At 70.8% G+C, this 26,786-nt stretch carries 25 protein-coding genes; 17 read left to right on the top strand and 8 right to left on the bottom strand.

Annotation, left to right across the window (positions count from 1 at the left end; genetic code table 11):
* Window positions 1–406 precede the first annotated feature (406 nt).
* Window positions 407–613: a hypothetical protein gene (locus EV186_RS36730; RefSeq protein WP_133854140.1), complete on the top strand. Its 207-nt coding sequence runs from the start codon at window positions 407–409 to the stop codon at window positions 611–613.
* Between the two features lie 10 nt (window positions 614–623).
* Here EV186_RS36730 and EV186_RS36725 read toward each other — a convergent pair whose 3' ends face one another.
* Window positions 624–3,572, bottom strand: coding sequence for an AfsR/SARP family transcriptional regulator (locus EV186_RS36725; protein ID WP_133854139.1), 2,949 nt, complete (start codon window positions 3,570–3,572; stop codon window positions 624–626).
* 209 nt (window positions 3,573–3,781) lie between these two features.
* Here EV186_RS36725 and EV186_RS36720 point away from each other — a divergent pair, with 209 nt between their 5' ends.
* Window positions 3,782–4,165 carry a nuclear transport factor 2-like protein gene (locus tag EV186_RS36720; protein ID WP_133854138.1) on the top strand — a complete coding sequence of 128 codons (384 nt, stop codon included), beginning with the start codon at window positions 3,782–3,784 and terminating at the stop codon, window positions 4,163–4,165.
* 59 nt (window positions 4,166–4,224) lie between these two features.
* On the opposite strand, the gene EV186_RS36715 is transcribed toward EV186_RS36720, so the two are convergent.
* On the bottom strand, window positions 4,225–4,989 hold the full coding sequence (locus EV186_RS36715) for an alpha/beta fold hydrolase (protein ID WP_208115979.1): 765 nt from the start codon (window positions 4,987–4,989) through the stop codon (window positions 4,225–4,227).
* 163 nt (window positions 4,990–5,152) lie between these two features.
* On the opposite strand from EV186_RS36715, the gene alr reads away from it, so the two are divergent.
* Window positions 5,153–6,310 carry an alanine racemase gene (alr, locus tag EV186_RS36710; protein WP_133854137.1) on the top strand — a complete coding sequence of 386 codons (1,158 nt, stop codon included), beginning with the start codon at window positions 5,153–5,155 and terminating at the stop codon, window positions 6,308–6,310.
* Complete coding sequence (locus EV186_RS36705) at window positions 6,303–7,379, top strand: D-alanine--D-alanine ligase family protein (protein WP_133854136.1); 1,077 nt, start codon at window positions 6,303–6,305, stop codon at window positions 7,377–7,379. Before alr ends, EV186_RS36705 begins: the two co-directional genes overlap by 8 nt.
* Before the next feature lie 7 nt (window positions 7,380–7,386).
* Here the strand turns inward: EV186_RS36705 and EV186_RS36700 are convergent, their stop codons facing one another.
* The gene (locus tag EV186_RS36700) at window positions 7,387–8,385 is read right to left on the bottom strand and encodes a PE-PPE domain-containing protein (RefSeq protein WP_133854135.1); all 999 of its coding nucleotides are present in this window, start codon (window positions 8,383–8,385) and stop codon (window positions 7,387–7,389) included.
* Between the two features lie 173 nt (window positions 8,386–8,558).
* Between EV186_RS36700 and EV186_RS36695 the strand changes: the two genes are divergently transcribed.
* The 5 genes from EV186_RS36695 to EV186_RS36680 all read left to right on the top strand — a co-directional run bounded on the left by EV186_RS36695 (window position 8,559) and on the right by EV186_RS36680 (window position 12,910).
* Window positions 8,559–9,377 carry a siderophore-interacting protein gene (locus EV186_RS36695; RefSeq protein WP_133854134.1) on the top strand — a complete coding sequence of 273 codons (819 nt, stop codon included), beginning with the start codon at window positions 8,559–8,561 and terminating at the stop codon, window positions 9,375–9,377.
* Window positions 9,374–9,532 carry a hypothetical protein gene (locus tag EV186_RS39280; RefSeq protein ID WP_166659508.1) on the top strand — a complete coding sequence of 53 codons (159 nt, stop codon included), beginning with the start codon at window positions 9,374–9,376 and terminating at the stop codon, window positions 9,530–9,532. Before EV186_RS36695 ends, EV186_RS39280 begins: the two co-directional genes overlap by 4 nt.
* Window positions 9,533–9,579: 47 nt before the next feature.
* Window positions 9,580–11,571, top strand: a complete 1,992-nt coding sequence (ligA, locus tag EV186_RS36690) for an NAD-dependent DNA ligase LigA (protein ID WP_133854133.1) — start codon at window positions 9,580–9,582, stop codon at window positions 11,569–11,571.
* Window positions 11,572–11,706: 135 nt separating this feature from the next.
* Window positions 11,707–12,366, top strand: coding sequence for a dihydrofolate reductase family protein (locus tag EV186_RS36685; RefSeq protein ID WP_133854132.1), 660 nt, complete (start codon window positions 11,707–11,709; stop codon window positions 12,364–12,366).
* Between the two features lie 49 nt (window positions 12,367–12,415).
* On the top strand, window positions 12,416–12,910 hold the full coding sequence (locus EV186_RS36680) for a hypothetical protein (RefSeq protein ID WP_133854131.1): 495 nt from the start codon (window positions 12,416–12,418) through the stop codon (window positions 12,908–12,910).
* Between the two features lie 15 nt (window positions 12,911–12,925).
* Here the strand turns inward: EV186_RS36680 and EV186_RS36675 are convergent, their stop codons facing one another.
* Together EV186_RS36675 and EV186_RS36670 are read right to left on the bottom strand one after the other, a co-directional pair.
* Entirely contained in the window at window positions 12,926–13,765 is an 840-nt protein-coding gene (locus EV186_RS36675) for an SDR family oxidoreductase (RefSeq protein WP_166659507.1), read from the bottom strand.
* Window positions 13,766–13,770: 5 nt separating this feature from the next.
* Window positions 13,771–14,187: a nuclear transport factor 2 family protein gene (locus EV186_RS36670; protein ID WP_208115978.1), complete on the bottom strand. Its 417-nt coding sequence runs from the start codon at window positions 14,185–14,187 to the stop codon at window positions 13,771–13,773.
* Between the two features lie 62 nt (window positions 14,188–14,249).
* On the opposite strand from EV186_RS36670, the gene EV186_RS36665 reads away from it, so the two are divergent.
* The 4 genes from EV186_RS36665 to EV186_RS36650 all read left to right on the top strand — a co-directional run bounded on the left by EV186_RS36665 (window position 14,250) and on the right by EV186_RS36650 (window position 19,257).
* Window positions 14,250–14,888 (top strand): TetR/AcrR family transcriptional regulator, encoded by a 639-nt coding sequence (locus EV186_RS36665; RefSeq protein WP_133854129.1) that lies wholly within the window; start codon window positions 14,250–14,252, stop codon window positions 14,886–14,888.
* Between the two features lie 168 nt (window positions 14,889–15,056).
* Window positions 15,057–16,031, top strand: a complete 975-nt coding sequence (locus EV186_RS36660; protein ID WP_133854128.1) for a hypothetical protein — start codon at window positions 15,057–15,059, stop codon at window positions 16,029–16,031.
* A gap of 37 nt (window positions 16,032–16,068) precedes the next feature.
* Complete coding sequence (locus tag EV186_RS36655; protein ID WP_133854127.1) at window positions 16,069–17,625, top strand: hypothetical protein; 1,557 nt, start codon at window positions 16,069–16,071, stop codon at window positions 17,623–17,625.
* Between the two features lie 414 nt (window positions 17,626–18,039).
* Window positions 18,040–19,257, top strand: coding sequence for an ATP-grasp domain-containing protein (locus tag EV186_RS36650; protein WP_133854126.1), 1,218 nt, complete (start codon window positions 18,040–18,042; stop codon window positions 19,255–19,257).
* A gap of 21 nt (window positions 19,258–19,278) precedes the next feature.
* Here EV186_RS36650 and EV186_RS36645 read toward each other — a convergent pair whose 3' ends face one another.
* The 3 genes from EV186_RS36645 to EV186_RS39730 all read right to left on the bottom strand — a co-directional run bounded on the left by EV186_RS36645 (window position 19,279) and on the right by EV186_RS39730 (window position 23,044).
* Window positions 19,279–20,274: a TolB-like translocation protein gene (locus EV186_RS36645; RefSeq protein ID WP_133854125.1), complete on the bottom strand. Its 996-nt coding sequence runs from the start codon at window positions 20,272–20,274 to the stop codon at window positions 19,279–19,281.
* The gene (locus tag EV186_RS36640; protein WP_133854124.1) at window positions 20,271–21,527 is read right to left on the bottom strand and encodes an MFS transporter; all 1,257 of its coding nucleotides are present in this window, start codon (window positions 21,525–21,527) and stop codon (window positions 20,271–20,273) included. The genes EV186_RS36645 and EV186_RS36640 overlap by 4 nt, the downstream gene beginning before the upstream one ends.
* A gap of 83 nt (window positions 21,528–21,610) precedes the next feature.
* A complete protein-coding gene (locus tag EV186_RS39730; RefSeq protein ID WP_208115977.1) occupies window positions 21,611–23,044 on the bottom strand; it encodes an alkaline phosphatase family protein in 1,434 nt (477 codons plus the stop codon).
* 268 nt (window positions 23,045–23,312) lie between these two features.
* Here EV186_RS39730 and EV186_RS36630 point away from each other — a divergent pair, with 268 nt between their 5' ends.
* From EV186_RS36630 to EV186_RS36615, 4 genes are all read left to right on the top strand, one after another.
* Window positions 23,313–24,236, top strand: coding sequence for a hypothetical protein (locus tag EV186_RS36630; RefSeq protein ID WP_133854123.1), 924 nt, complete (start codon window positions 23,313–23,315; stop codon window positions 24,234–24,236).
* Between the two features lie 271 nt (window positions 24,237–24,507).
* Window positions 24,508–25,356: a helix-turn-helix transcriptional regulator gene (locus EV186_RS36625; RefSeq protein WP_133854122.1), complete on the top strand. Its 849-nt coding sequence runs from the start codon at window positions 24,508–24,510 to the stop codon at window positions 25,354–25,356.
* 8 nt (window positions 25,357–25,364) lie between these two features.
* A complete protein-coding gene (locus EV186_RS36620; RefSeq protein ID WP_133854121.1) occupies window positions 25,365–26,480 on the top strand; it encodes a WD40/YVTN/BNR-like repeat-containing protein in 1,116 nt (371 codons plus the stop codon).
* A complete protein-coding gene (locus EV186_RS36615; RefSeq protein WP_133854120.1) occupies window positions 26,477–26,782 on the top strand; it encodes a MoaD/ThiS family protein in 306 nt (101 codons plus the stop codon). Before EV186_RS36620 ends, EV186_RS36615 begins: the two co-directional genes overlap by 4 nt.
* Window positions 26,783–26,786: the final 4 nt, after the last annotated feature.

The following is a 26,786-nucleotide window of genomic DNA, read 5'->3' as shown; positions in this document are numbered from 1 at the left end:
AAACTCGCGCGGTGCGGGCGCCTCACCTCCTGCCCGTTTTAGCGCCCGCGAGGGCCGTCGTGGGGGTCCCCGTGTCAAACCGAACCCACCCCACAAGACCCTGAACACAACGTGGGACTCAGCCCACGCAAGTGTGGGACTCAGCCCACGCGAGCGGGGGACACACCCTGCGGGAACGGGGGACACACCCCGCGGGAATGGGGGACACACCTTGCGGGAGTGTGGGACACACCACAGTGGGGACGGAAGGGCTGGTCAGGGGCTTGAGGGAGGATTGAGGGGGTTGTGTTATCGCGCGGCGGCGGCGACGGGATTAGCCCGGGATAGCGGCGCGATATCGGCGGTTCCTAGCGTCGCTTCCAGATCGAACGCGATCTCCTGGAATCGAAGAGCTGGAGCACCCTAGATGACCGTCGTCACCGCCGTTCGCACCACCATCGCAGCGGCTCTGATCGCCCTGCCCCTGGCCGGCGCCGCCACCGCGGTCGCCGCCACGCAGGTCCCCTCGGCCACCCACGTCGCGGCCCAGTCCGTAGCAATCCAGTCCGTGCCGGTGCAGCCCGCCGACACCCCGTGGGGCCCGGACGGTTGCGCCTGCGGCACCGGTTCCTGACCCACCGGCCTCACGGACTCCTCCGCGAGGGCAACGGTGTCCCCGGGCCGGACCGGCCCGGGCGCGGCACCTCGGGCAGTTCCCCGTCGTCGACCGTCAGGCCGAAGCGCTCGGCCACCGCTTCCAACTCGGCGCGCACCTGCGCCGCACCGTCTCCGTCGAGCATCAGCTCCCGGACGAGAACCGCCTTGCGGAGCAAGCGGATCGCCGTCCCGCCCGCGCCGAGCCGGGCGTTCATCGAACCGAGCCGGTGCAGGATCCTGGCCTCCCCCTCCAGATCCCCGGTCTCGCGCACGACATCGAGCAGCCCGGTCAGCAGGTCCCTGGCCTGCTCGATCTCGCCGCGCTTGCCCATCATCCAGCTCAGCCGGTAGCGCACCTGCACCTCGACGCGCCGCGCGCCGATGCCCTGGCACATGGCGAGGGCTTCCCGCAGTTGCGCGAGGGCCTGCTCCTCGGCTCCCCCGTCCCAGGCCAGCTGGGCCTGCAGGGCGAGCACATGGGCCTGGCCGATCGGGTCCCGGGCGGCCCGGAAGTCCTCACCCGCCTGCCGAAGCCGGTCCATGGCGGCCGCGCCGGCGCCGGCCGCGAGGTCGAGCAGCGCGAGGTTGCGCCCGGCCAGCGCCTGGCCTTCCCGGTCGCCGAGCTCGGTGAACACCGTCAGGGCCGACTCGACCAGTTCGGCGGCGCCGGGCCGCGACCGCGACAGGTGCAGCGAACCCAGCGAGCAGACCAGGGCGGCCGCACCCCGCCGGTTGCCCGCGGCCTGCGCCGCGGCCAGCGCCCGGCGGTGGGTGAGCTCCCAATCCTCGAAGTAGCAACGGGTTTCGTACAGCGCGACCAACGAGACGGCGAGGTCCCACGCCTGTTCGTGCATGCCCGCATCGGCGAGCTGCCCGACGGCGTCGCGCAGGTTGGCCCGCTCGGCGTCCAGCCAGCCGCCGGGGTCGGCCAGCACCTGGTCCACATAGGACTGTGCCGGCTTGCGGCGGGCGCCGTTGCCGTGCAGCACCGTGTAATCGCCGCCGTAGATGCGCCGGTGCGCCTCCTCGGCGAGGGCGAGCCAGCCCGCGCCGACCCGCTCCAGCGCCGCGCGCCGCTCGGCCTCCGGTTCGTTGCGCTCGGCCTGTTCGCGGGCGTAGAGGCGGATGATGTCGTGGAACTTGTAGCGCGGGCTGCCGTCGAGGTCGATGGCGACGATCTCCAGCAGTTGCACGTCGACCAGCAGCTCCAGCAGGTCGGCCGCGTCGAACGGGTCGGCGTCCAGCACCGCCGCGGCGACCCAGATCGGGAAGCTGCCCTCGGCCGGCCCCGACAACAACGCCAGCAGCTTGCGGGCGTCGGGCGGCAGGCCGTCGTAGGACAGCGCGAGGCTCGCCCGCACCATCATCTCGCCGTGCGCGAGCTCGTCGAGGCGGCGGCGCTCGTCGGCCAGCCGCTCGAGCATCCACGCCAGCGACCACCGCGGGCGGGCGGCGAGCCGGGCGGCGACGATGCGCAGCGCCAGCGGCAGACCACCGACGAGACGCACCAGCGCCTGCGCGGCCGCGGGCTCGGCGTCGACCCGTTCGGCGCCGACCACCTTGGTCAGCAGCGACAGCGACTCCTCCGGCGCGAGGACGTCCACGTCCGAGACCTGGGCGCCCGGGAGCCCGGTCAGCCGGGCCCGGCTGGTGACCAAGACCGCGCAGGTCGGGCTGCCGGGCATGAGCAGGCGCAGGTGGTTCTCCGACTGGGCGTCGTCGAGCACGACGAGGACCTTCTTGTGGGCGAGCAGGCTGCGGAACATCTCGGCGCGCTCGTCCACGCCGTCCGGCAGCGCCGAGCCGGGGATGCCCAGGGCACGCAGGAACCGGCCCAGCACGTCGGCCGGGGTCACCGGCTCGGTGCGGGTGCCGCCGAGGTCGGCGTAGAGCTGGCCGTCCGGGAAGTGCGCCTCGCGCAGGCGGTGCGCGAGGTGCACCGCGAACACGCTCTTGCCCGCGCCCGGCTTGCCGACCAGCACGAGGACGCGCACCGCGCGCTGGTCCGGGCGCGCCTGCGCGGAGAGCATCCGCTCGGCCCGGTCGAGCAGGTCGGCGTGCCCGGTGAAGTCGCCGATGTCACCCGGCAGCTGGTAGGGACCGATCTCGGGTTCGGGCAGCCGCGGCGGGCTCTGCGCGGACTCGGTGCCCAGGTGCAGCCGCGAGTCCCCGGCGAGGATCGCCGACTCCAAGGCCCGCAGCTCGTCGCCCGGTTCGAGGCCGAGCTGGTCGATCAGCAGCTCTCGGCCCGACCGGTAGACCTCCAGCGCCTCGGCCTGCCGCCCGGAGCGGTAGAGCGCGAGCATCAGCTGACCGCGCAGCCGTTCGCGCAGCGGGTGCTGGTCGACCAGGGCGCCGACCTCGGTGATCACCTGGTGGTGCCGGCCCCGGCGCAGTTGCAGGTCCACGTGCGCCTCGATCGCGTTCAGCCGCTTCTCGTCGAGCTGGCTGGCCCTGGTCTGCAGGGTCCGGCTGGTCGTGCCGCTGAGCGCGGGCCCGCGCCAGAGCGCGAGGGCCCGCTGCAGGGCGAGCGCGGCGGCGTCGAGCTCACCGGCCGCGCTCAGGGTGTCGGCCTCGTCGACCAGCGCCGTGAACACGGCGACGTCGAGCTGGCCCTCGGCCAGGCGCAGCAGGTATCCCGGCGACTGGGTGACGATGGCCGGGCCACCGTCCGGGCCTAGCCCGGCCAGGGTGGTGCGCAGGCCGGACACGCAGATCTGCACCTGGGTGCGCGCGGTGACCGGCGGGTTGTCGTACCAGATCGCGTCGATGAGCTGGTCGATGCCGACGACGCGGTTCGCGGCCAGCAACAAGGTGGCGAGCACGGTCTGCTGACGGCCCGGCGGCACGACCCGGGGCCCGGCGGGTCCCGCGGCGACCTCGAGCGGGCCGAGCAGGCGGTAGGCAGGCTCCGCGGGCACGCTCGCCCCGGTCATGACACCCGCGCACCGGCTGACAAGGCGCTCCTCCTGAAATTCCGCGACGAAAACGGTCCACATTGATCTTCACGGCGAAATCGGCGGACGAAAACCGCCAAACAGAGGACAAACGCGCGGGCCCATGGTGGCTGATAGTCGAGCGATAACAAAGAGTAAAGGCTGCGTGTGAGGCTGCTGGCAAACACCGGCAGGGGAGGAAACCGCGAATGAGCGCTGGTGGTTACGGTTCCCGGGACCCGGCCGCCGGGCGCGCCGCGGCTGGTCTGGACCAGGTGCGGCTGAGCTACCACTTGCTCCAGGTGGGTGACGCGGATGGCTACGCGTCGTTGTTCGAGGGGAACGCCGTGCTCCGCGCGCCGGGCACCGGCTCCATCGTCGGACGAGCGGCGATCGAGCGGGCCGCGACCGCGGGTGGCGTACAAATACCGCACCACCTGTTCGCGACCGACCGGCACGTGACGGTGACGGGACGACACCTCGCCCGGCCCGGCACCGACATCGGCTTCGCCGAGATCTTCACGATTTCCGAACAGGGACTTCTGGTCACGAAAACGACGTACTTCTACACCAGCCCGTATCACACCGGCTGACCCGGAAAACACCGGACATCGGCTGGACCACGAAGGTTCGGGACCGCCCGTATTCGACCCTAGTGCTGCGCGAGGAACCGCTCGATCGACGTGGCGAGCGCGACCGGGGTCTCGTCCATGGCGTAGTGGCCCGCGTCCGCGAACACTTCCAGGTCGAGGTTCGGGTAGTGCTCGACGAACGTGGCGCGCATCGTCTGCTCCCCCAGCGCGGGGTCGTGCGCGCCGACGATCACCTTGACCGGCACCTCGTTGCCGGCGATCTCCGTGTGGAAGTCGGTCTTCGCCCACGCGGTCAGGTATTCGCCGAAGGCCTGCTGGTCGGAGTTCTCCAATGAGTGCCGCACCATGGCGTCCAGCCAGACGCCGGTCAGCCGGTTGCCGGTTGTGAGGTCGATGATCGCGCGCCGGTTGCCGGGCTCGGCCGCCGCGCCGGCGAACAGGCCCCAGCCCTCGTCGTCGAAGGGCACGCCGGTGGCGGGCACCGGGGACACGCCGACGAGGCTGCGCACGCGGTGCGGCGCGTCGGCGAGCACCCGCTGCATCACGCTGCCGCCCATCGAGTGGCCCAGCACCGAGAACCGGTCGAACCCCAGCTCGTCGGCCAGCCGGATGGCGTCAGCGGCGGCCTCGGCGAGGGAGTGCTCGCCGGGCTCGGCCTTGCGCGCGCCGTAACCGCGGTAGTCGGGGAACACGTAGGAGAAGGCGGACTGGTCCAGGTGCGGCCACAGCGGCGCCCACGCCGCCCCGGAACCGAACCACCCGTGCAACGCGATCACCGCGTGCGGACCGCTGCCGATCCGGTGTGCCGAGCCAACCGGGGCCACGCTGCCTCCTGATGCCTTGTGCGTGACCGAATCGTGGAGCCCGGCCCGCTGCCGTGTCAACGCCGGTCACACGTCGGGGGCTGGTTGCTCGTCCGGGCACGTTGTAGCGCAGCCGTGACACATCGATGACGGTGCGCGGAACTCGCCCGGCCACGGTGGTCGCATGGTCATCGCGTCACCGCACGCCCGGGCAGACGTGCACCTGGACGCGATCGCGCACAACACGGCGCTCTTCGCCGCGGCCACGAACGCGGCGGTCATGGCCGTGGTCAAGGCCGACGGCTTCGGTCACGGGGCAGTGCCGGTGGCGCGGGCCGCGCTCGCCGCGGGCGCGAGCTGGCTGGGCGTCACGACGTGCGCCGAGGCCCTGCACCTGCGGGCGGGCGGCATCACCGCCCCGATCCTGAGCTGGCTGCACAGCCCGCTGGAGGATTACGGCGCCGCTCTGCGGTCCACTGTGGACCTTTCGGTGTCCTCACGCGAGCACTTGCGCGCGGTCGCCGTGAGCGCGGCGCGGCAAGGTATCACCGCCGAGGTGCACCTGAAGGCGGACACCGGGTTGCACCGGGGCGGCGCGCGCCCCGAGGAGTGGCGCAAGCTGGTGCGCCTGGCCCGCGACCTGGAGACCACCAGGCACGTGCGGGTGCGGGCGGTCTGGTCGCACCTGGTCAGCGCCACCGATCCGGCCGCGACCCGGCTGCAGGTCCAGCTCTTCGACGACGCGGTGGAGATCGCGCAGGACGCCGGGCTGCGACCGGAGTTGCGCCACCTGGCGAACTCCGCGGCGGCGCTGGGCGCACCGCGGACCCACTACGAACTGGTCCGCCCGGGCATCGGGCTCTACGGCGTGGAGCCGGATCCGCGGCACGCCTTCGGGTTGCGCGGCGCGATGACCTTGCGGGCCCGGCTGATCCTGGTCAAGCGCGTCCCGGCCGGCAGCGGCGTCTCCTACGACCACGACTACGTCACCGACCGCGACACCACGCTCGCGTTGGTGCCCCTGGGTTACGCGGACGGCGTGCCGTGGGCCGCGGCGCGGCACGCCGAGGTCTCGATCGGCGGCCGGCGCTACCCGGTGGCCGGCCGGATCGCGATGGACCAGTTCGTCGTCGACGCCGGCGACGACAACCCCCGGGTCGGCGACGAGGTCATCGTGTTCGGCCCCGGCGACGACGGCGAACCGACGGTGGCCGACTGGGCGTCGTGGGCGAACACCGTCCCCCACGAGGTCATCACCGGGATCGGCCCGCGGGTGGCCCGTCACCACGTCCACGCGCACACCCACCAGTCCGACGAATACGAGGAGTCATTGCGTGTCTGAGCCGAAGATCCGCCTCGCCGTGCTGTTCGGCGGGCGCAGCGGCGAGCACGAGGTGTCGTGCCAGTCGGCCGCGAGCATGCTGGTGAGCCTCGACCGGGACCGCTACGACGTGCTGCCCGTCCGGATCGGCCGAGACGGCGTGTGGGCCAGCGTCGCGGCCATGCCCGACCTGACGAGCACCGAGGAAGTCCTGTCGTGGCAACAGAACGGCTTCCCCGAGACGCGCGGCACCACGCCCGCCGCCAGCATCCTCGCCACAGCGGTGGAGCTGATGTCGTGTGACGTGGTGTTCCCGGCGTTGCACGGTCTGTGCGGGGAGGACGGCGCCGTCCAGGCGATGCTGGAGGGGTTCGAGATCCCGTACGTGGGCAACGGGATCGCCGCCAGCGCGCTGAGCGTGGACAAGGAGTACACGAAGAAGATCGCCGCCGGGGCGGGCCTCGCGGTGGCCGACGGTGTCGTGCTGCGCCGGGGCCAGGACGACCTCGCCCCGGCCGACCGCGACCGGCTGGGCCTGCCCGTGTTCGTCAAGCCCGCCCGTGAGGGCTCGAGCATCGGCGTGTCCAAAGTGGAGGACTGGGCGGAGCTGCCGCAAGCCCTCGACCGGGCGCGCAAGAGCGACGAGAAGGTGCTGGTGGAGGCGGCGGTCCCCGGCCGCGAGATCGACATCGGCGTGCTCGAACGCCCGGACGGCGCCGTGGAAGTCAGCCCGCCGATGGAGATCCTGCCGTCCACCGAGCACACGTTCTTCGACTACGAGGCCAAGTACACCGACTCCACCACCCTGTTCGACGTGCCGGCCAAGCTGGACCCGGCGAGCACGCAGGCCATCGGCCAGGACGCGCTGCACCTGTTCCGCGAACTGGGCTGCTCGGGCCTGCTGCGCGTCGACTTCTTCCTGCGCCCCGACGGCACCCGGGTCGTCAACGAGGTCAACACCTTCCCCGGCTTCACCAGCGTCTCCCAGTACCCCCGGATGTGGCAGGCCGCGGGCCTGCCCTACGGCGACCTCCTCGACGTCCTGGTCGAGACGGCACTGGCGAAGAGGTCGCCGCGACGGGAAGGGTGATCGTCGATCAGCGCCCGGTCCGGGACTGCCGAACGGTGACCTGGACGTTGTGCACGAGGGTTTTGACGCGCGGAGCCCAGTTCTTGTCCCGCGCCCCAGCCTGGACCGGGAGCCCGGCACCGTTGACGAAGGTCGTGAACTCCGCCCGCTGACCCGCGTTCAGCAACGCGTAGACCAGGCTCGCGATGCCCTGCACGACCTTGCTGATCGCCGCGGTGGGCAGCTTGCCGTCGAGCAACGTGTACAGCGTCGGCGCCGGGATCGGCAACGACGGCCCGTACGGCACGGCCGGGGCCTGCGCGATCACGGTGTCGCCCGAACCGCGATCGTGGACCGGGTCGAGCACGTACTTCCCGTGCGCGCCCTCGATCCAGCCCACGATCCCGTTGGCGAAGGCCGGCAGGTTGGTGATCGGGTTGTCCGACTTGCACACGCCGTCGTTCTGGTAGCAGATCTGGTGCACCGCGAGGTCACCGAACCCACGCGGGCCTTGCATGGTGAGCCCGTCGAGGAACGTCGGCAGGTTGGTCATCAGCCCGCCGGCGAACCCGTGGGCCGGCTTGCGCCGCGGGTCGGCGTAGAGCACACCGTCGATCTGGTCGTGCGGGATCTTGTCCTGGTGCGCGAGTTCGCCGAGCACGTTGCCCGCGACGAGGGCGCCCTGGGAGATCCCGGTGAGCAGCAGGTGCGAACCCGGGCAGGAGGCGTGGAACTCGGTCACCGCGGTCCGGAGGTTGGCCTCTCCGATCGCAGCGGACTCGTCGAGGGTGTATTCCGCCTCGTGGGTCGTCCCCGCCTCCGGCAGCGGGCGCAGTTGCGCCGGGTAGTGGATCCGCGTGGCCGCAAAGCCTTGCGGGAGTGTCTCGTTCGCGTGATTGTACCCGGCCGCGGTCGGGTCGGTGGTGCCGCCGACCTCGAACACCATGGTGTCCGCGCAGGCGGCACCGGCGGCCGAGGCGGATCCCGCCGGGAGGCCGGCGGCCACCAATGCCAACGGGAGCAGCACCAGAATCCTGGACAGTCGCGTGTTACCCAATTTCGGCCCCTGTCACCGAGAAGCGATCATGCTTGCCTGGCAAGCGAGTATGGGGTCGCTCCCCCGTTCGCGGTCGGCCGGCGGACCGGACTTCTATGTCCCTTAGGTTAGGCTGGCTTTAGTTACGCGACGAAGGGCTGTACATGACCGAGCGACCAGGGCGTCAGGACCGCACTCCCACCGTCGGGCAGGTGCTGCGGGCCGAACGGGTCACCCCGCACCTGATCCGGGTCGTGCTGGGCGGTCCCGGCCTGGCGGAGTTCACCGCCGGCCCGTACACCGACCAGTACGTCAAGCTGCTGTTCCCGCTCGACGACGCCCCCGACCAGCGGCCGAGCCGGCGCACCTACACCGTGCGCCGCTGGGATGCCGGCAACCGCGAGCTGACCATCGACGTGGTCGAACACGGCGACCGGGGACTGGCCGGGCCGTGGGCGGCGCGGGTGACGCCGGGTGAGCGCATCGCGTTCCTCGGTCCGGGCGGCGCCTACGCCCCCGATCCGGCCGTCGACTGGCACCTGCTGGCCGGGGACGAGAGCGCCCTGCCGGCCATCGCCGCCACGCTGGAGCAGCTGCCCGCGAGCGCCCGAGCCCAGGTCCTGATCGAGGTCAGCGGCCCCGACGAGGAGCAGAAGCTCGACGCACCCGGCGACGCGTCGATCACCTGGCTGCACCGCGGCGACGCCGTCGTCGGCTCGGCCCTCGTGCCCGCCGTGACCCAGCTGGACTTCCCGCCCGGCGTCCTCCAGGCCTTCGTCCACGGCGAGGCCGGTTTCGTCAAGGAGCTCCGGCGGCATCTGCTGGTCGAGCGGGGCATCCCGCGCGAGCAGGTCTCGATTTCCGGCTACTGGCGGCTCGGGCACGACGAGGACGGCTGGCAGGCGAGCAAGCGCGAGTGGAACCGCCAGGTCGAGGCGGAACAAGATTTCACCGCCACGATCCGGGGTAGCCACCCGGCATGACCGAAGGCAAGGCACGCGACCCGGAGCCGGACGACCGGGACGACCGCGAGGACGTCCACGGCGACACCCCGCAGGCCGAACGCGAGACCATCCGCGGGGAACAGGGCACGTCCAGCGGCGATCCGCACGACGACCGCGACCCACAGTCGGGCTGAAGCGATAGCGGCACCTGTGTCGGTGGCTGCCGGTAACGTCCGGGTTCGTGAACGCACGGGACCGAATTCCGCAGCTCGCCGCCCGCCTCGTGGAGCTGCGGGCCGCCTACTACCAGGGCACGCCACTCGTCGCTGACGCCGAGTACGACGCGGTCGAGGACGAGCTCCGTGGGCTGATCGAGGCGAACCCGGAGCTCGCGCCGGTGCCGAATCCGCTGGAGCAGGTCGGCGGGCCCGCGGTGCTGCACGCGCCGGTGCGGCACTCGCGTCCGATGCTGTCGCTGGAGAAGGCGACCAAGCCCGAGCAGGTCGCGGCGTTCTTCGACCGGTTCCCCGGCCAGTCGGTGGTGGTGATGCCGAAGCTGGACGGTCTCTCGCTCGCCTTGATCTACGAGCACGGCCGGCTGGTGCGGGCCGTCACGCGCGGCGACGGGACCACCGGCGAGGACGTGACCGCGATGGTGCGGGCCATGGCCGACGGGATCCCCGAACGGCTGACAGCCGACGGGCGGGCCGAGGTACGGGGCGAGGCGGTCATGCTGCGCTCCACCTTCGCCGCCTACAACACGGCGCACCCGGACAAGCCGTTGATCAACCCGCGCAACGCCGCCGCCGGCACGTTGCGGGCCAAGGACCCGGCGACCGTCGCCGGGCGGCGCCTGCGGTTCTTCGCCTTCGACCTCGCCACCGACACCGACAGCGCGGACACCGAACTGGACCGCGCACTGCACACCCTCGGCTTCACCGCCGCCGACATGCGCCACTGCGCCGACGCGGAAGCGGCGCAGCAGGCGATCACGGAGATCGAGCAGCAGCGCGGCGACCTCGACTACGACCTGGACGGCGCGGTGCTGCGGCTGGCCGACCGCGACGCGTTCGCCGCCGCGGGCACCCGGTCGAGCTCCCCGCGCGGTGCGATCGCGTTCAAGTTCGCCGCCGAGGAGAAGACCACCGTGCTGGCCGACGTGGTCTGGGACGTCGGCAAGACCGGCAAGATCGCGCCGGTGGCCTGGCTGGAGCCGGTGTTCGTCGGCGGCACCACGGTCACCCGGGCGACGCTGGCCAACCAAGAGGTGATCCGCGCCCGCGACATCAAGATCGGCGACACGGTGCTGGTGCGCCGCGCCGGGGACGTGATCCCGTTCGTGGCGGGCGTGCTGGACGCGTCGAAGCGCACCGGCCAGGAGCAGGAGATCGTGCCGCCGAGCGTGTGCCCGTCGTGCGGTCAGGCGTTGATCGAGCAAGGCAACAGCCGGGAACTGTTCTGCACCAACGTGTCCTGCCCGGCCCAGACCGTGCGGCGGTTGATCCACTGGGCCTCGCGGGCGGCGGCGGACATCGACGCCATCGGTGGCGTGTGGATCGAGCGGCTGGCCGAGGTCGGCATCCTGCAGCAGCCGTCGGACTTCTACCACCTGACCAAGGAGAAGCTGCTGGAGTTCGACCGCATCGGCGAGGTCTCGGCCACCCGCATGATCGAGTCGATCGACGCCAGCCGCCAGGTGGGCCTGCGCCGGGCCCTGATCGGCCTGGCCATCCCCCTGGCCTCCGACGGCACCGCGGCAAGGCTGTGCCGCGGTGGTTTCCGTTCGCTGGAGGAGGTCGCCGAAGCCGGCGTCGAAGGCCTGGTCGCCGTGGAGGACATCGGCCCCAAGGTGGCGGCGTCGTTGATCGAACACCTCACCCGGCTGCGCCCCGAACTCGAACGGCTGCGCGCCGCCGGCGTCTCCCTCGACGTCCGCGACGAGGACCTCCCCCCGGTCGTGGCGGCCGGCGCACCCCTGGCCGGCAAGACCGTGGTGATCACCGGCGCGATCAACGACCCCCGCACCGGCGAAAAGGTCCCGCGTCCGGTCTTCCAACGCCTGTGCGAAAAGGCCGGCGCCACCGCCGCCTCCTCGGTCTCGGCGAACACCGATTTCCTGATCACCGGCGCCGGAGTGGGCGACGCCAAACTCACCAAGGCCGCAAAACTTGGCGTGGAAGTGGTGGACCAGAACGAAATCTGGCAAAAACTGATCGACGCGCAGGTGGTTTAACGCGGAACCGGCCGCCGGGAGAATGAAGGACGAGGGCACTGGCGGCGAGGTCGCACAACGTATTTTGGACCGATCGCTCACGAGCACCGCTTTGCCCCATCCGGTGCTGCAGATCGACGACGAGGTGAACGTCTAATGCGACTGACCGTCATCTCCCATCTGACCCTCGACGGGGTCGTCCAGAGCAACGGGAAACCCGAACCGGAACTGAACGACGGCTTCGAGCAGGGCGGTTGGCAGGTGCCCTACTTCGACGACGACATGGCGGAATTGACCACGGGCTGGATCGCGGCCGCTGACGGTTTCTTGATGGGGCGACGGACCTACGAACTCTTCGTCGGGCATTGGGCGAAGATCAGCGATCCGAACGACATCCTCGCGACCAGGCTGAACGAGCAGCCGAAATACGTCGTCTCGACCAGCTTGGCGCGAGTGGACTGGAACAACTCCACGTTGCTCCAGGACGACGTTTTCGACGCCGTCGCACACCTGAAGGACCAGCCCGGCAACGAACTCCAGGTCCACGGAAGCGGGAGCCTCGTCCAGACCCTGATGGAGCGGGAGCTCATCGACGAGTACCGGCTGCTGATCCACCCGGTCGTCCTGGGCAACGGCCGACGACTCTTCGCCGAAGGCACCACCCCGACCGCGCTCGAACTCGTCGACACCAAGACCACGAGCCGTGGCGTGGCCGTGCACACCTACCGGCCGTCGGGCAGGCCGCGGTACGGCGCGGTCGCCCTCGAGCAAGAGGGGGACGTCGTGAAGGAGGCCGGCAACCGGCCTACTTCGTGACGCGGACCGGTTCGTGGGTTTGCTGGGTGCGTAGGGCAAGCTGGCCGGCGTGGTGAACTCGTTGACGTTGGTGGAGCAGGTCCGCGGGGACGTAGACGAAGGCACCGTTGGCCGGTCGAGGCGCGAATACCTGGACTTCATTGTCGACGGCGAGTCCCTCAGGGACCGACTCGCCGCCGTCCTTGAAGACGCCCCTACCCTTGTCGACTGTGTGCCGGTTCTCGTGCTGAACTGGCCGATCGGGTTTCCCGCGGCAGATTACGGGCCGTTGATCGGCGAGCTTCCGTCGCCGCTGGACGACGGTCGCGTGCCGCTCTACGTCTGCCCGGAATGCGGGGACCTCGGGTGCGGCGGCGTGACCGCCGTGATCGAGCGCACCGAGGACACCGTGGTGTGGCGCGACTTCGGGTATCAGAACGACTACGAGCCCTTCGATCCCGGCGACATCCTGACCGGCGTCGGTCCCATCGTCTTCGACCGGCAAGCCTACGAAGACGTGCTGGCGCAGTTCAGGGACCGGTGGCAGGCTGAGGATTCCGGCTAGTTGTTGCGGTGATGATCAGGGACCGGCGACGAGGTCGGCGAGCCGGTGCCATTCCACGTCGGGGAACCGCGCCCGCGTGGTGGTCGCGTCACACGTCATGTCCGCGGTGTCCATGACGACGGCGGCCGCGGCTTGCCGGGCGAACGACGGGGCGACCGGGCGCGCGGCCACCGACAGCACCCGCAGCGCGGTTCGCGGGATTCGACGGATCTTGTGCGCGCCAAGCAATCGGGTGAACTCGACCATGGTCAAGTCCTGCGGCCCGCCGACGTCGATCACCTCCCCGTGCGTTGGTTCGTGGACCACCCGATCGACCACAGTGGACACGTCACGCACGGAGACGAAGTTGATCGGGTTGGTGCCGCGGCCGAACACCAGGGCCGGGCCGCCGCTGCCCGGCTTGCCGCCGAGCACCTCCAGCCAGGTTTCGAGGTAGGCAGCCGGCCGCAGGATGGTCCACGCCAGACCGCTCGGCCGCAAGTCCTGCTCGGCGGCGAACTTCGCGCGGTGCAACGACATCGGGTGGTCCGGGCGGGCGTCGTGGACGGACACCAGCACGAAGTGCTCCACCCCGGCCTCGACGGCGGCCCTGATGAGGTGATGGTTGCCAAGCCGGTCGACGGCGTCGGGACCGCTGCCCCGGCCGCCGGTGAAGCCGTGCACCGCGGAGATCACCGTCGAGCAACCCTGCACCGCGGCGCCGACGGCGGCCGGGTCGCCGACGTCGCCCACGCAAACCTCGACCGGCAGCCCGTCGGCATGGTTCGCGTTCCGGGTGAGCACCCGCACCGTGTGCCCGGCGCCGGCGAGCCGGCCGACCAGCTCACGGCCCAACCTGCCGGTCCCACCGGCCACGAGGATCACGCCGGTCTCGCGCTGGTGGCACCGCGCACGGCGTCGTCGACGTCGCCGCTGCTCGTCTCGACCGGTTCGAGGTAGAAGCGTGCGGTCACGGCCCGGCCGTCGCGAACGACGAACACGATGACGCCCCGCATCAGGTGCGGGCCGCCGTCACGGCGGGTGCCGCTCATCTCCCACTCCGTCCACACCGCCTCGTCGCCCACCGCGCACGCGAGCACCCGGACGGTGATGTCGGGGACCGCGGCGAAGATGGCCGACCAGTTGCGCCGCACCTGTTCGCGCCCGCGGAACCCGCGTGGCGGGTGCGCGGGGGTCTCGTTGACGTAGTCCTCGGCGAAGCAGTCCACCAGCGCTTCGAGGTCATGGGCGTTGGTCGCCGTCACCAGCCGTTCGACGAAGCCCGGCATGTCCGCCATGGCTCACCTGCTTCAATTTGGCTACACTTGCGTGGATTCAATACACAACTGTGGATCGGAATATGCCGGAAGTCAAGCCGAAGCGTCGCTACGACGCCAGCCGCCGCCGCGAGCAGGCCGCCCGCACCCGTGCCGCCATCCTCGACGTCGCCCGGCGCCAGTTCCTCGAACACGGCTACGCCGCGACGACCGTGCCCGGGATCGCCGCCGACGCGGAGGTGTCCGCCGAGACCGTCTACAAGGCGTTCGGCGGGAAGGCCGGTCTCGTTCGCGCCTTGTGGGAACGGGGCCTCGCCGGTCGCGGACCCGTGCCCGCCCCGCAACGCGCGGACGAGCTGAGCGCCACGGCGACGGACCCGGCGGCGGTGCTGCGAGGCTGGGGCACCCTCACCACCGAGGTCGCGCCCGAAGGTGCGCCCCTGGTGTTGCTGGTCCGGGCGGCAGCGGTGACCGACCCCGAGATGGCGTCACTCCTGGCGGAGATCGACCGGCAGCGACGCACGCGCATGCGGCACAACGCCCGGCGGCTGCGCGACCGCGGGTGGTTGCGCCGCGACGTCACGCTGGCCAAAGCGACCGACATCCTGTGGACCTACAGCGCCCCCGAGCTCTACGAGCTGCTCGTGCTCAAGTCCGGCTGGCCGCTCACCCGGTACGGGGAGTTCGTCGGCGAGGCCATGATCGCCGCTTTGCTCCCCTGAGCTCCAGGCGGCGGGCACGACCACCGCGGTCCTGCCGGTACGTGATCGAGCGGCTGTCCGCAGGGCTGCCTTCGAGGGCAACCGTGGGCGCGAGCGCATTCCTACCGTGACTAGTGGATACCGCCAACCGGTTGTGGCGCAACCGCATCGTCGAAGGAGTGAGGGCCGATGGACGCCGACGTGGAGGAAGTGCTCATCCACCTGCGCGGCCGGCTGAGCAGCCCCGCCGAGTTCTTCGAGGCGGTCCACTCCGTCCACGAGGAACACAAGGAATCGGACTTCGACGACTTCCGGTCGGCGTTCCTGGCGGAGGGGTTCGACGCCGGGGAGGAACTGATCCGCTACCTCGACGACAACGGCCGCCACGAGCTGCTCGCGAAGGTCGTCGAGGAGCGGCCGGAGGACCTGACGAGTGCCTACGCCGAGCTCGACGCCGAGGTCGACGGCGCCGAAGACGGGGCCGGCGAAGCTGCGGACGACGACGCGGATGCCAGGCTCTGGCGGCAGGCGATCGAGCAGTTCGGCGCGGCCTGGGCGGACTGGGACGGCAGCGAGGCGGGCTGGGCGGAGTACCGGGACTGGTTCTACGTCGCGACCAACTCCCAGGACCCCTCGATGTACGCGGTCGCCTACGCGCGGCTGGACCCGCTGAACGCGGTCCCACTGGACGCGCGGATCGACAGCTTGCGCGAGTTCGGTTTCACGATCCGCGCGACCCCAGCTGTGGAGGCCGGAGAAGCCACGGAAACCGGGGCGTCATACGACCGGGAGACCACGTTCCCGTGGATCAGCCAGGTCGTCGACGCGTTGAGCGACCAGTGGGACGGGTCGGACGAGTCGTGGCCGGCGTTCCGGGAGTCGGTGTTGTCCGCCGTGGAGCAACAGTCCGCGGGCCGGGTCGACTTGATGGCCGCCGGGACCGCGTTCCTCGACGAGGTCGAGGGCGCCGCGGACAAACGCGCGGCCCTGGCCGGGTACGGCGTCACGATCGCCGCAGGCGAGGCCATGCCTCCCGAGGAACTCGCCGAGGCGCTGCAGCAGGTGATGGACGACGCCGACATCGACATCTCCCAGTTCAGCGAGGAAGAGGTCAAGCAGGCCCTCGAGCAGGCGCTCGCCGAGGTCAGCGCGGAAGCGAGCTGACCACCCCCGAACACACCGCCCGGAAGGAGCGCGCACGATGCCCGAACTGGTCGAGGCCCTCAAGGAAGCCCTGCGCAAGTTGCCCAAGAACACCGTCAAGGCGATGCAGGACGGATACGAAAAGACCGATCAGGTCGCCACGATCGCCTATCGCACCGTGGTCACCGGGGCGAAGTCGGCCGTGGGCAAGAAGACTGACGCAGGCGACATCCAGAAGAGCGCTTCTGAGGTGAAGAAGACGGTCAAGGAGCTGGGCCAGGGCATCAAGGAAGGGTCGAGAGACGAGGAGGGCCGTGCGCTCTTCGGAGCCGGAGCGGCCACCGAGGACGAGACCGCGGCGCTGGAAGAGCACCGCCAGGAAGCGCTGCGACGCATGGAGCAGAGCAAGGCCCACGTGGCGAACCTGGCCAAGCTGGTGGGCGAGTTCTCGGTCGGGATCAGGAAGCTGGCGCGAGAAACGGACTGGGGCGTGGTGACCTCGGACGGGGGCAAGCTCCTCGAGGACTCGAGCAAACTCGACAGCCTGCTCAAGACGTGGCAGCAGGAAGCGAACAAGGCGTTCGCCAACGTCGAGAAGGGCATCGAGACCGCGTCGGCCGGCGACATCGGCGTCCGGATCATGCAGATGGCCGACATCCAGAACTTCGAGGCGCCGCTGACCGCGCACGTGGGGCTCGTCGCCGATCACGTCGCGAAGCTGACGATGAACGCGGCCGAGAAGTCCGCCGTGGACGTGAGCTTCAAGAAGGAGTTCGGCTGGTCGGTGTTGTTCGGTTCGCTGCGCGTCGTGATCAGCGCGGCCGCGGCTCTCGGGCAGACCCAGGTGCCCGGCGTCGGCTCGGCCGGCGAAGTGATCAATTCCGGCGTGCTGCGACTCGAACGGTTCGCCAAGACCGTCCGGCGCGACAACGCCATCAAGAAGCGGCGCGCGGCGGACGGGCCCGACTGGGCCATCAAGGTGCTCAACCAGCCCGATGCGCGGCTGCGGGTCGCGCAACGGGTCTGCGCCAAGCAGGAGCAGCACGTCCTCGACTGGCTCAACTTCGCGGGCATCGCGGCGGCGTCGACGGTGCCCGGGTGGGGCATCATCAAGACCGCGGTGAGATCGGCCGTGAACATGCGGTTCGAGGCCAAGGTCAAGACGCTCGAAGTGGCGTTGAACAGGGCGCGGGCGAAGGACGAGAAACTCGGCGGGATCGCCGAGGAGATGGGCGAGGCGGCCAAGGAATTGGCGGTCGAATTCCGGGTGGAAGCCGAAGAGGAGGCGAAGAAAGAGCTCGAGAATGCCGCCGAGCAAATCGCCGAAGCGGTGGCCGAACCGGGCGGCCGCGAACGCTTCATCAGGGAGATCAGCGAAGTGTTCGCCCAGCTCGACGCGGAAGACGCGATCCACGCCGTCACCGGGTTCGCCGAAAGCTTCGGCGTGTCCGTTGCCGGCCTGCTGATCACCAAGCTCGGCGCCTACCTGCTGGGGAAGGCCCAGGTCCTCGAACCCGCGCAGATGGTGACCGGCGACGACTTCGAGTTCTGGATCGCCTCGTTCGACGAAGGCATGGCCGACATCGCCGAAGCCGGCAGCGAGGACGGCTTCTGACCACTGCTCCACTTGACGCACCCGCGCCCTCGGTCGCGCTTCAGCGAACAACCCGCCGACTGTGCACCCATGGTGATCTTTGGCGGTCACCGCGCACGGAGGGCACAGCTACGTGCGCCATTCGTGTGACACGTCCTGGGTTCTTGTTGACCCCCCGTGCCCAAAACAAAGGGAAGTCAGGTACGCCCTATATAGGAAGCACCAACCATTTTCGCACTCGGCCGTCGGCCATTCGGTGGGCGCTCGGGTGGGGTATTGCCAGGTTCGCGAGGTGGCCGGAAGACTGCCGTTCCGCCGGATTGCCGTGCGAACCCGGGAGACATTCATGCGTATCGTGATGGCCGCCGTGACGCAGGCCGACACGTCCGGCCCATTGCCGCCGGCGTGGTACTTCGACGCACCGCGCCGGCCGAGATGAAATCGCTGCTCGTCGTCGGTACGGGCGATCGCCGGTACCGCGAATACCTGCTGCGTTCGATCGGGTCGCACTACCGCGTGCATTTGCTCGTCGGTCACGAACCGACGTGGGAACGGGAGTTCGTCGCCGGCTGGTCGGTGCTCGACATGAGCGACACCATCGACGCGTCGGCGATGCTCGCCGCCGCGCCGAAGACCGTGGACGGCGTCCTGACCTGGGACGAGGCGCGGGTGTTGCAGGCCGCGAAGCTGGCCGACGCGCTGGGCGTGCCGGGTGACGTGGACGCCGTGATGCGCTGCCGGGACAAGCACCTGACCCGCAAGGCACTGGCCGACGCGGGCGTCGGGCCGGTCCGATCGGTGCTCGTGTCGGGCGTCGAGGAGGCGCTGGCCGCGGCCGAGCGCATCGGCTACCCGGTGGTACTGAAGCCGAGGGCCATGGCCGCGTCGCTGGGCGTGGTGCGGGTGGACACGCCCGCGGAGCTGACCGCGCGGTTCGCCTTCGCACGCGACACGACCGTGCCGGGCGCGTGGCACTACGACGTGTCCGTGCTGGTCGAGGAACTGCTGACGGGCGAGGAGATCAGCGTCGACTCCGTGGTGCACCACGGAGAGGTGCATCCGATGTTCCTGGCGCGCAAGCAGGTCGGGTACCCGCCGTACTTCGAGGAGATCGGTCACACGGTCTCGGCGACGGATCCGCTGCTGAACGACCCGGCGCTGCTGGCGGCGTTGCGTGAGACGCACACGGCGCTCGGCTTCACCGACGGCGCGACGCACGCGGAGTTCAAGCTGACGCCGTCCGGCCCCCGGCTGGTCGAGGTCAACGGAAGGCTCGGCGGCGGCATGATCCCGTACCTGGGCATGCGGGTCACCGGCATCGACCCCGGCCTGGCCATCGCGGCCGTGGCGTGCGGCGATGCGCCGTCGCTGACACCGTCGGAGTCGAAGGCGGGCGCGGTGCGGTTCTTCTACCCGTCCGAAGAGGACACCGTCGTCGGCTCGGTCACCGCGCAGCTCCCGCCGGAAATCGACCTGTTCCTGCCCCTCGCGGGCGATGGCGAGGTGATGTCGCCACCACCCAAGGGAACGGCGTTCGGCCGCATCGCCCTCGCCACGGCCCTCGCCACGACGGTCGAGGAATGCATGCGCGCGTTGGACACAGTCGAGGCGAGCCTCGCCGTGGCACCCGGCACCGTTCGCCAACCGCTTTGACCTGCGGGTGACCCGAAGCGGTCAGGACTCGCCGGCGGACCCCGGCGAGTCCACCGCCAGCGTCGCCGGTGAGTTCGCGTCCGGCACGAGCACGCGGGGCGTTCCGGAGCCGTCCGCCGGGACCTGCCAGACGTCGGCGTGGTCGCGGTCGCGCGGCAGGGCGTAGGCGACGGTGTTCTCGTCGAGCCACGCGGCCTGGTCGTCGACGTCGCGGGTCTCGGCCAGCGGCGTCACCCGGCTGCTGGCGAGGTCGAGCACGGACAGCCGCCAGCCGTGGGCCGGGTCGCCGTCGCGCGCCGACTTGAACGCGACGCGTGTCTCGTCCGGGGACAGCGAAGGGCATTCGACGTTCTCGCGCACGGTCGTCAGCCTGCGGGTGGCGAGGTCGCCGCGCACGAGGTAGCGGCGGCCACCGGTGGACATCGTGGCGTAGAAGTGCCGGTCGTCGCGGCTGAACGTCACGCCCCAGAAGTTGCGGTCGGCCGCGGTGGACGGGCGACCGCCGACCGTCACCGGCCAATCCTCCAAAGTGGACACCAGTTGTCCGGTCCGGGTGTCGAGCATGCCGACCCGGGTGGAGAACCGGCCGCCGTTGTAGGAGTCCCCGGCGACGAACACCGTCCACGCCACCAGCCGCCCGGTCGGCGACACGCGCGCCCGGTTGGGCACGCCGACGAGCGGGAGCTCCCGCCGCACGGCCAGGTGCGCGTCGACGACGGCCACCTCGTACGTCGGCAGGTCGCCGTCCTGGCGAAGGCACACGCCGGTGCCTGCGGCAGCGTAGACACGCGCACACGTCAACGCCGACACCTGTGACCGGCCGCCGGTCACCGCGATCAGGTGCCCACGGCTGCCGTCCGCCGTGCTCAACGCGACCACAGCGGATCGCGGGCTCAGCGACACGGCGGTGGTGGTGACCGGCGGAGCCGGGCGCGCCGCCACGATCGCGGCACCGGCGACCACCGCCAGGGCCGCGCACCCGGCGACCGCCAAGCCAACCCTGGCGCGCTGCCTCACGAGGTCACCGCCGCCGTCCGCCGCGGCAGGAGTACCCACGTGAGCCCGAGCGCCGCGACCGAGACGACCAGCGCCGCACCGGTCGGAGCGCTCGACCCCCAGCCGGCCCACCACAGTCCGAACAGGACGGACGAGGCGAAGTACGCCACCGCCTGCACGGTCTGCACGCACGCGAGCCCGGTCGTGCGCAGGTGGTCGGGGAAGCACGGCCCCGCCAACGCCATCAGCACGCCGTCGGTCGCCGCGTAGAAACCGCCGTACAGCACCAGAACCAGGCACAACCCGGGCGTTCCGGGAGCGCCGACGGTGAGCAGCAGGTACACCGCCGCCAGCGCGGCAAAGCCCCAGCGCAGCATGACCCGCCGGCCCACCCGGTCGGCGAGCACCCCGAACGGACCGGCGAGCACCAGGTACACGACGTTGGTCCCGACCGCGAACACCGGGAACCACCCGGCCGGGATCTCGTGCTGGCGCAGCAGGATCAGGTACACGAACCCGTCGCCGATCGTGCTCAGACCGAGCGCCGCGGCCACACCGAGCAGCCTGCGCACGTCGCCGTGGCGCAGCAGGCCCGCCGCGCCGCGCACCGTGACCGGCGTGGTGACCGGGCGGTCGGCTTCCCGGTCACGGGCGAACAACACCAGTACGAGCACGCCGGCGGCGGCTATGCAGAACGCCGTCAGGAACAACGCGGAGAACCCCGTCGCCGTCGTCGTCCCCACCACCGCGAGCACGGCGAGCGCCACCAGCGGGCCGGCGAAGGCACCTGCGCTGTCCATCGCGCGGTGCACCCCGAACGCCCGGCCCAGCAACGGTTCCGGGACCGACAGGCTGATCATCGCGTCCCGAGGCGCCGTGCGCAGGCCCTTGCCCGCGCGGTCGGCCACGATGATCCCGCCGATCACGGGCGCTCCCGCCGCCACGGCGAGCCCGAGCTTCGCGACCGCCGAGATGCCGTACCCCACCGCGGCCACGGCCTTGCGCCGCCGCAGCCGGTCGGCCACGTACCCGCCGACCAGCCGCAGCAAGGCGGTCGCCCCCGTGTACAGGCCGTCCATCAGCCCGAACACCACCGGGCTCATGCCCAGCATGACCACGAAGTACAGCGGCAGCACGGCGGTGACCATCTCCGCGGAGATGTCGGTCAGCAGGCTGACGGTGCCGAGGACCACCACCGTGCCGCCCACGGCACGGATCGTGGGCCGGCGACCGGCTTGCGCCGGTGTGGACCTGCTGATCGTCGACAGGTACACGGGTCCTCCTGGTGGGAGCGCCCGGCCGGCGCCGCGACGGCGTCGGCCGGGCTGGGTGGGCCAGGCTGGATCGATGCCGGGGGTCAGCCCTGCGTGATGACGACGTCGTCGACCTCGGCCTCGAACAGGCTGGCCGTGCCCGCGTCCGTCGCCTCCACGGACAGCCGGACGGTGTGGCCCGCGAAGGACGAGAGGTCCGCCGTCGCGGTGCGCCACTGACCGGGCACCTCGGCGGCCGACCCGGTCTGGGTGAACACCGTGGTGGCCTGGCCGCCGTCGAGCACCCGGACCGAGAGGAGGTCGTCGGTTCCGGAGTTGTCGCCGTTGGCCGCGTTGTAGGACAAGGACAAGGTCAGCGTGCCCGCCGGCAACGTGATCGACGGCGAGGTCATCGACGTGCTGCCGCCGTCCACGTCGTCGGCGCCGACCGACGAACCGGCCGAGGCGCCCGTCACCAGGGCGTGGGTGCCCGACGCCGCGGCGAGTTGTTTGTCCTGGCCGCTGTAGCTGGAGTTGGTGGCCTGCGGGGTCCCTCGTTCGAACAACCCGGCCGTCGCGGTGTCCTGCCCGCTCGCGTTGCGCGTCCAGCCGGTGTCGGTCTCGAACCCGTCGGAGTAGACCGTCGTGCCGGCCCCGCCCGTCGTGGTCCACGCGTCGGTGATGGGCTGCTTGTTCGCGGCGTTGCCCAGGTATGGCAGGCCGTACATGTCCTCGAGCGTGCGCAGCACCGAGTAGTGGTTGATCTGGGTGCTGGACCGGTACCCGGTCTTCACGTTCGCGCCGACGAAGACGGTGAAGATCTGGTTCACGGAGGTGAAGTTGTCCTCGTCGAAGGTGGCGATCAGCAGGCTGTTGTGCGTTTTCGCCCATTGGGCATAGGTGTCGAGGTGGTTGCGCAGCCAGTTGTCACCGGTGCTGATGGAACAGTCGTGCATGTCGTCGCACATGTCCGGGATGACGAACGACACGGTGGGCAACTTGGTGAAATCGGTCGGGAACGTCGAATACGGCACGTTGTACGCCGACCCGCTCACCGTCGGGAAATCGGCCCACGGGGCGTGCTTGCGGACGTACCGGCCGGACGAGCAGCCGGTGTACCCGGCGCTGGGCAGGCCCTCGGAGTAGCCCTTGAAGGTCTTGCCCGCCGTGAGCAGTTGCTGGCCCAGGTTGCCCGCGCTGAGGTTCTTCGGGCACGAGTCGTCGGTGATGCCTTGCTGCCCGCCGGAGAAGAGGCTGACGTAGTTCGGCTGGCTGGGGTGGGTGACGCCGAACGAATTGGTGAACAACGTGCCCTGAGCGGCCAGCGAATTCAGGTAGGACGCGCTGGAACTGCCGTTGATCGACGTGTAATTCTTGTTCTCGAACATCGCGATCACGACGTGGTCGAACTGCGGCACGGAGACCGCGGCCGTTCGCACGGCACCGAGTGCCGGTGCCGGCTGGTCGGGCAGCGCGCTCACCGCGAACACGGCCAGGGCCGGTACGCAGAGCAGGGCCGCGACACGGGTCAGACGCATGATGCATCTCCTTGTCGGCGGGGAGCGGAAAAGAGACGAAGGGGCGTCTCCGAACGCTAGAAATGGCGGGAAAACCAGTCAATACCGCCGAACGAGGGATCACCGATATCTGAACGAGAAGCAACCATCGGGCCTGCGTGGTGAACTTTCGGCCGACCGGCGACTGAACGTCAAGTTCTGCTCTTGACGGCCAACCGACCGCTCCTTACGCTTCGTGATCGCCCGGTGACGCAGGAGCCGGAGCGACGCCGCTCGAGAGGGTGACGGCATGGATGACATGCAGGCTATCCGCAACGGCCCGTTCGCCCAGGCCCTGCGCGAGTCGATCGGCGCGAGCGGGCTGAGCCTGCACAAGATCAGCAAGCTGCTCGCCGAACGGGGCAGCACGGTGAGCCCGGCCGCGCTGAGCTACTGGCAGAACGGCACGAACCGGCCCGGGCGCCGCGAGTCGGTGCGCGCGATCGGCCACCTGGAGCGGATCCTCGGCTTACCGGACAGCACGCTGGTCCGGCTGCTGGGCGCACCGGGCCGGCGCGACACGCGGTTCGTGGTCTCCGACAGCCGAGCCCTGTGGCAGCAGCCGGTCGTGGTCGACCGGCTGACCCGCGAACTCGGCCACGACCCGAGACACAACGGCCGCGCGTTCGCCACGCTGTACAAGCACACGCTCGTGCGGGTCGGCGCGCCGGGCGAGATCAGCGACACGCACGTCCGCCACGTCGTGCGCGCCGAGGTCGACCGGGTCGACCGGTACGTCGCCATCTGCCACAGCAACGGCGCTCCCGCGCGGATCTCGGCGGCCGCACCGTGCCGCGCGGGCCGCAGCTGCCGCGACCCGCGTACCGGTTACGCGGTGGCCGAGGTGCTGCTCGACCGCGTGCTGCACCGCGGCGACACGGCCGTGCTCGAGTACTCCTGGCTGACCCCTGCCGACCCCGCGGACACCTACCACCGCGTGTGCCTGTCCCGGGCGAGCCAGGCGATGGTGCTGGAACTGGAGTTCTCCCCCGCGGTCGTCCCGGCGTCGTGCACCGCGTTCTACAGCCCGAGGCGCACCACGCCCGAGCAGTCGCTCGGTCCACTCTGGATCGGCGGCAGCGGGCGCGCCCACTTGGCGATGACCGACGCCGCGCCCGGCATGTACGGCATCCGCTGGTCGCCGGTGATCGAACTGACCGCCGCGTCCTACTGACGAGCACCCAGGGCCCGGTCAGCGAATTCGAGCAGCGCCCGCTTCGGCTTCGGCCCTCTACCAACGCGGTTCGTGCTCGACGTGGGCCTGACCAAATGACGTGCCGAGGTCGTCGAAAGCGGCGACATCTGAGCGAAAGCGTTCTCTCGTGTCCGCGCTGATGCCGATGCTGCCGCGAGGTGGCCGGGCTCGCCGCGATCGACAGGCGCGCGGCCCGGCTTTTGTCGGTGCACCGCCATACGATGCCGTTATTGCCGCAAGGAGGTGCCTGGTGCGGGACGCGGTGCAGGAGGCGGCGCGGTTCATCGTGGCGCGCAGCGAGGAGGCGCTGACGCTCGCCGACGTGGCCGACCACGTCGCGTACAGCCCGTTCCACCTCGCCCGCGCGTTCGAGCGCGAGATCGGCCTGCCTCCGGGGAAGTTCCTTGCGGCACAACGGTTCCAGGTGGCCAAGCGGTTGTTGCTCGACACCGACGACAAGATCGCGGACGTCTGCAACGCGGTCGGGTTCCACGCGCCCGGCACGTTCACCACCCGGTTCACGGCGGCGGTCGGCGTCAGCCCGCAGCGCTTCCGCCGGTTGCCGTCCGTGCTCGCCGACAACCCACCGCTTCCGGTCAGCGTGCCCGGGCCGGCTGCCGACGGCGGCACGGTCAGCGGCCGCGTGCTGCTCGGCCTGGCCGCGCTCGCCGCGGTCGGCGGTCAGCCCGCGGTCTACGTCGGGTTGTTCCCGCGCCGGGCCGCGAGCGGCATCCCGGTCAGCGGTGCGTTGCTCGGCCCGGACGCGCGGTTCACCCTCACCGGCGTGCCACCCGGCAGCTACCGGTTGATGGCCTGTGCCCTGGCCGCGGCGGAGAGCCCGCGCACGCAACTGGTCGCGCGTGCCCCGGTGGTGGGCGCGGCCGCACGACCGGTGCACGTCCGCCGCGGCCCGCTGCAGGCACCCGACCTGTGGCTGGACGTGCCGCCGCCGTGGTCGCCGCCGGTGCTGGTCGCGCTGCCCCCGCTCGCGTGCCGGACTGCGCAAGACCGGACTGCGCAAGATTGGAGATGCCCCGCGATCGGCGCGCCCGTAGGTTTGGCCGTCGGGGGTTTGGCCGTCGGCGCGGAGTCCACGTAGGAGCATCGATGTCTGGAGTTCGGGTACTGGTCGGCACCCGCAAGGGCGCGTTCGTCCTCACCGCGGACGGCGCTCGCGAGCAGTGGCGGGTCGACGGCCCGCACTTCGGGGGCTGGGAGATCTACCACGTGGCCGGCTCCCCCGCCGACCCGAACCGCTTGTACGCCTCGCAGTCCTCGTCGTGGTTCGGGCAGGTCATCCAGCGCTCCGACGACGGCGGCGCGAGCTGGCAGCAGGTCGACCACGAGTTCGCCTACGAGGGCGGCGCGGGTGAGCACCTCTGGTACGACGGCACGCCGAAACCGTGGGAGTTCACCAGGATCTGGCACCTCGAGCCGTCGCTGTCCGACCCGGACGTCGTCTACGCGGGCGCGCAGGACGCGGCGCTCTACCGCAGCGACGACGGCGGCAAGAGCTGGCTGGAGCTGACCGGGCTGCGCAACCACCCGTCGGGTCCCCAGTGGCAGCCGGGCGCGGGCGGGCTGTGCCTGCACACCATCGTGCTCGACCCCAGCAACGCCGCGCGGATGTTCGTGGCGATCTCCGCCGCGGGCGCGTTCCGCAGCGACGACGCCGGCGAGTCGTGGCTACCGATCAACCGCGGCTTGCGCTCCGACGGCATCCCGGACCCCGACGCCGAGGTGGGCCACTGCGTGCACCGGATCGCGCTGCACCCGTCCCGGCCCGACGTGCTGTTCATGCAGAAGCACTGGGACGTGATGCGCACCGACGACGCGGGCGACTCCTGGCGGGAGATCAGCGGTGACCTGCCCAGCGACTTCGGGTTCCCGATCGCGGTGCACCCGCACGAGCCGGAAACGGTCTACGTGGTGCCGATCCACAGCGACTCCGAGCACTACCCGCCGGAGGGCAAGCTGCGCGTCTACCGCAGCCGCACCGGCGGCGACGAGTGGGAGCCGCTGACCGTCGGCCTGCCGCAAAGCCACTGCTACGTCAACGTCCTGCGCGACGCGATGGCGGTCGACACCCTGGACGACGCGGGCGTGTACTTCGGCACCACCGGCGGGCAGGTGTACGCGTCGCGCGACGCCGGGGACACGTGGACGCCGATCGTCCGCGACCTGCCGCCGGTGTTGTCGGTCGAGGTGCAGACGTTGCGATGAGCACGTGTGTTCGCGTCAAGCTGCCGACCCACCTGCGCCGCCTGGCCAAGGTGGACGGCGAGGTCGAGCTGACCGTCGCCGAGCCCGCGACGCAACGCGCCGTGCTGGACGCCCTCGAGCAGCGTTTCCCCATGCTGCGCGGCACGATCAGGGACACCACCACGGGCAAGCGCCGGGCGTTCATCCGGTTCTTCGCGTGCGAGACGGACCTGTCCAACACCGCGCCGGACGACCCCCTGCCCGACCTGGTGGTGGCCGGCCGGGAGCCGTTCCTGGTGGTCGGTGCCATGGCCGGCGGCTGACCGC

This window comes from Labedaea rhizosphaerae (assembly GCF_004362825.1).
Taxonomy (GTDB): domain Bacteria; phylum Actinomycetota; class Actinomycetes; order Mycobacteriales; family Pseudonocardiaceae; genus Labedaea; species Labedaea rhizosphaerae.
This window is presented reverse-complemented; position numbering and strand designations above follow the sequence as displayed.

Bases quoted from the DNA above. Each gene is read 5' to 3' on its own strand.
- EV186_RS36730 (WP_133854140.1), top strand. From the start codon at position 407: ATGACCGTCGTCACCGCCGTTCGCACCACCATCGCAGCGGCTCTGATC.
- EV186_RS36725 (WP_133854139.1), bottom strand. From the start codon at position 3,572: ATGACCGGGGCGAGCGTGCCCGCGGAGCCTGCCTACCGCCTGCTCGGC.
- EV186_RS36720 (WP_133854138.1), top strand. From the start codon at position 3,782: ATGAGCGCTGGTGGTTACGGTTCCCGGGACCCGGCCGCCGGGCGCGCC.
- alr (WP_133854137.1), top strand. From the start codon at position 5,153: ATGGTCATCGCGTCACCGCACGCCCGGGCAGACGTGCACCTGGACGCG.
- EV186_RS36695 (WP_133854134.1), top strand. From the start codon at position 8,559: ATGACCGAGCGACCAGGGCGTCAGGACCGCACTCCCACCGTCGGGCAG.
- EV186_RS39280 (WP_166659508.1), top strand. From the start codon at position 9,374: ATGACCGAAGGCAAGGCACGCGACCCGGAGCCGGACGACCGGGACGAC.
- EV186_RS36685 (WP_133854132.1), top strand. From the start codon at position 11,707: ATGCGACTGACCGTCATCTCCCATCTGACCCTCGACGGGGTCGTCCAG.
- EV186_RS36670 (WP_208115978.1), bottom strand. From the start codon at position 14,187: ATGGCGGACATGCCGGGCTTCGTCGAACGGCTGGTGACGGCGACCAAC.
- EV186_RS36665 (WP_133854129.1), top strand. From the start codon at position 14,250: ATGCCGGAAGTCAAGCCGAAGCGTCGCTACGACGCCAGCCGCCGCCGC.
- EV186_RS36660 (WP_133854128.1), top strand. From the start codon at position 15,057: ATGGACGCCGACGTGGAGGAAGTGCTCATCCACCTGCGCGGCCGGCTG.
- EV186_RS36655 (WP_133854127.1), top strand. From the start codon at position 16,069: ATGCCCGAACTGGTCGAGGCCCTCAAGGAAGCCCTGCGCAAGTTGCCC.
- EV186_RS36650 (WP_133854126.1), top strand. From the start codon at position 18,040: ATGAAATCGCTGCTCGTCGTCGGTACGGGCGATCGCCGGTACCGCGAA.
- EV186_RS39730 (WP_208115977.1), bottom strand. From the start codon at position 23,044: ATGCGTCTGACCCGTGTCGCGGCCCTGCTCTGCGTACCGGCCCTGGCC.
- EV186_RS36630 (WP_133854123.1), top strand. From the start codon at position 23,313: ATGGATGACATGCAGGCTATCCGCAACGGCCCGTTCGCCCAGGCCCTG.
- EV186_RS36620 (WP_133854121.1), top strand. From the start codon at position 25,365: ATGTCTGGAGTTCGGGTACTGGTCGGCACCCGCAAGGGCGCGTTCGTC.
- EV186_RS36615 (WP_133854120.1), top strand. From the start codon at position 26,477: ATGAGCACGTGTGTTCGCGTCAAGCTGCCGACCCACCTGCGCCGCCTG.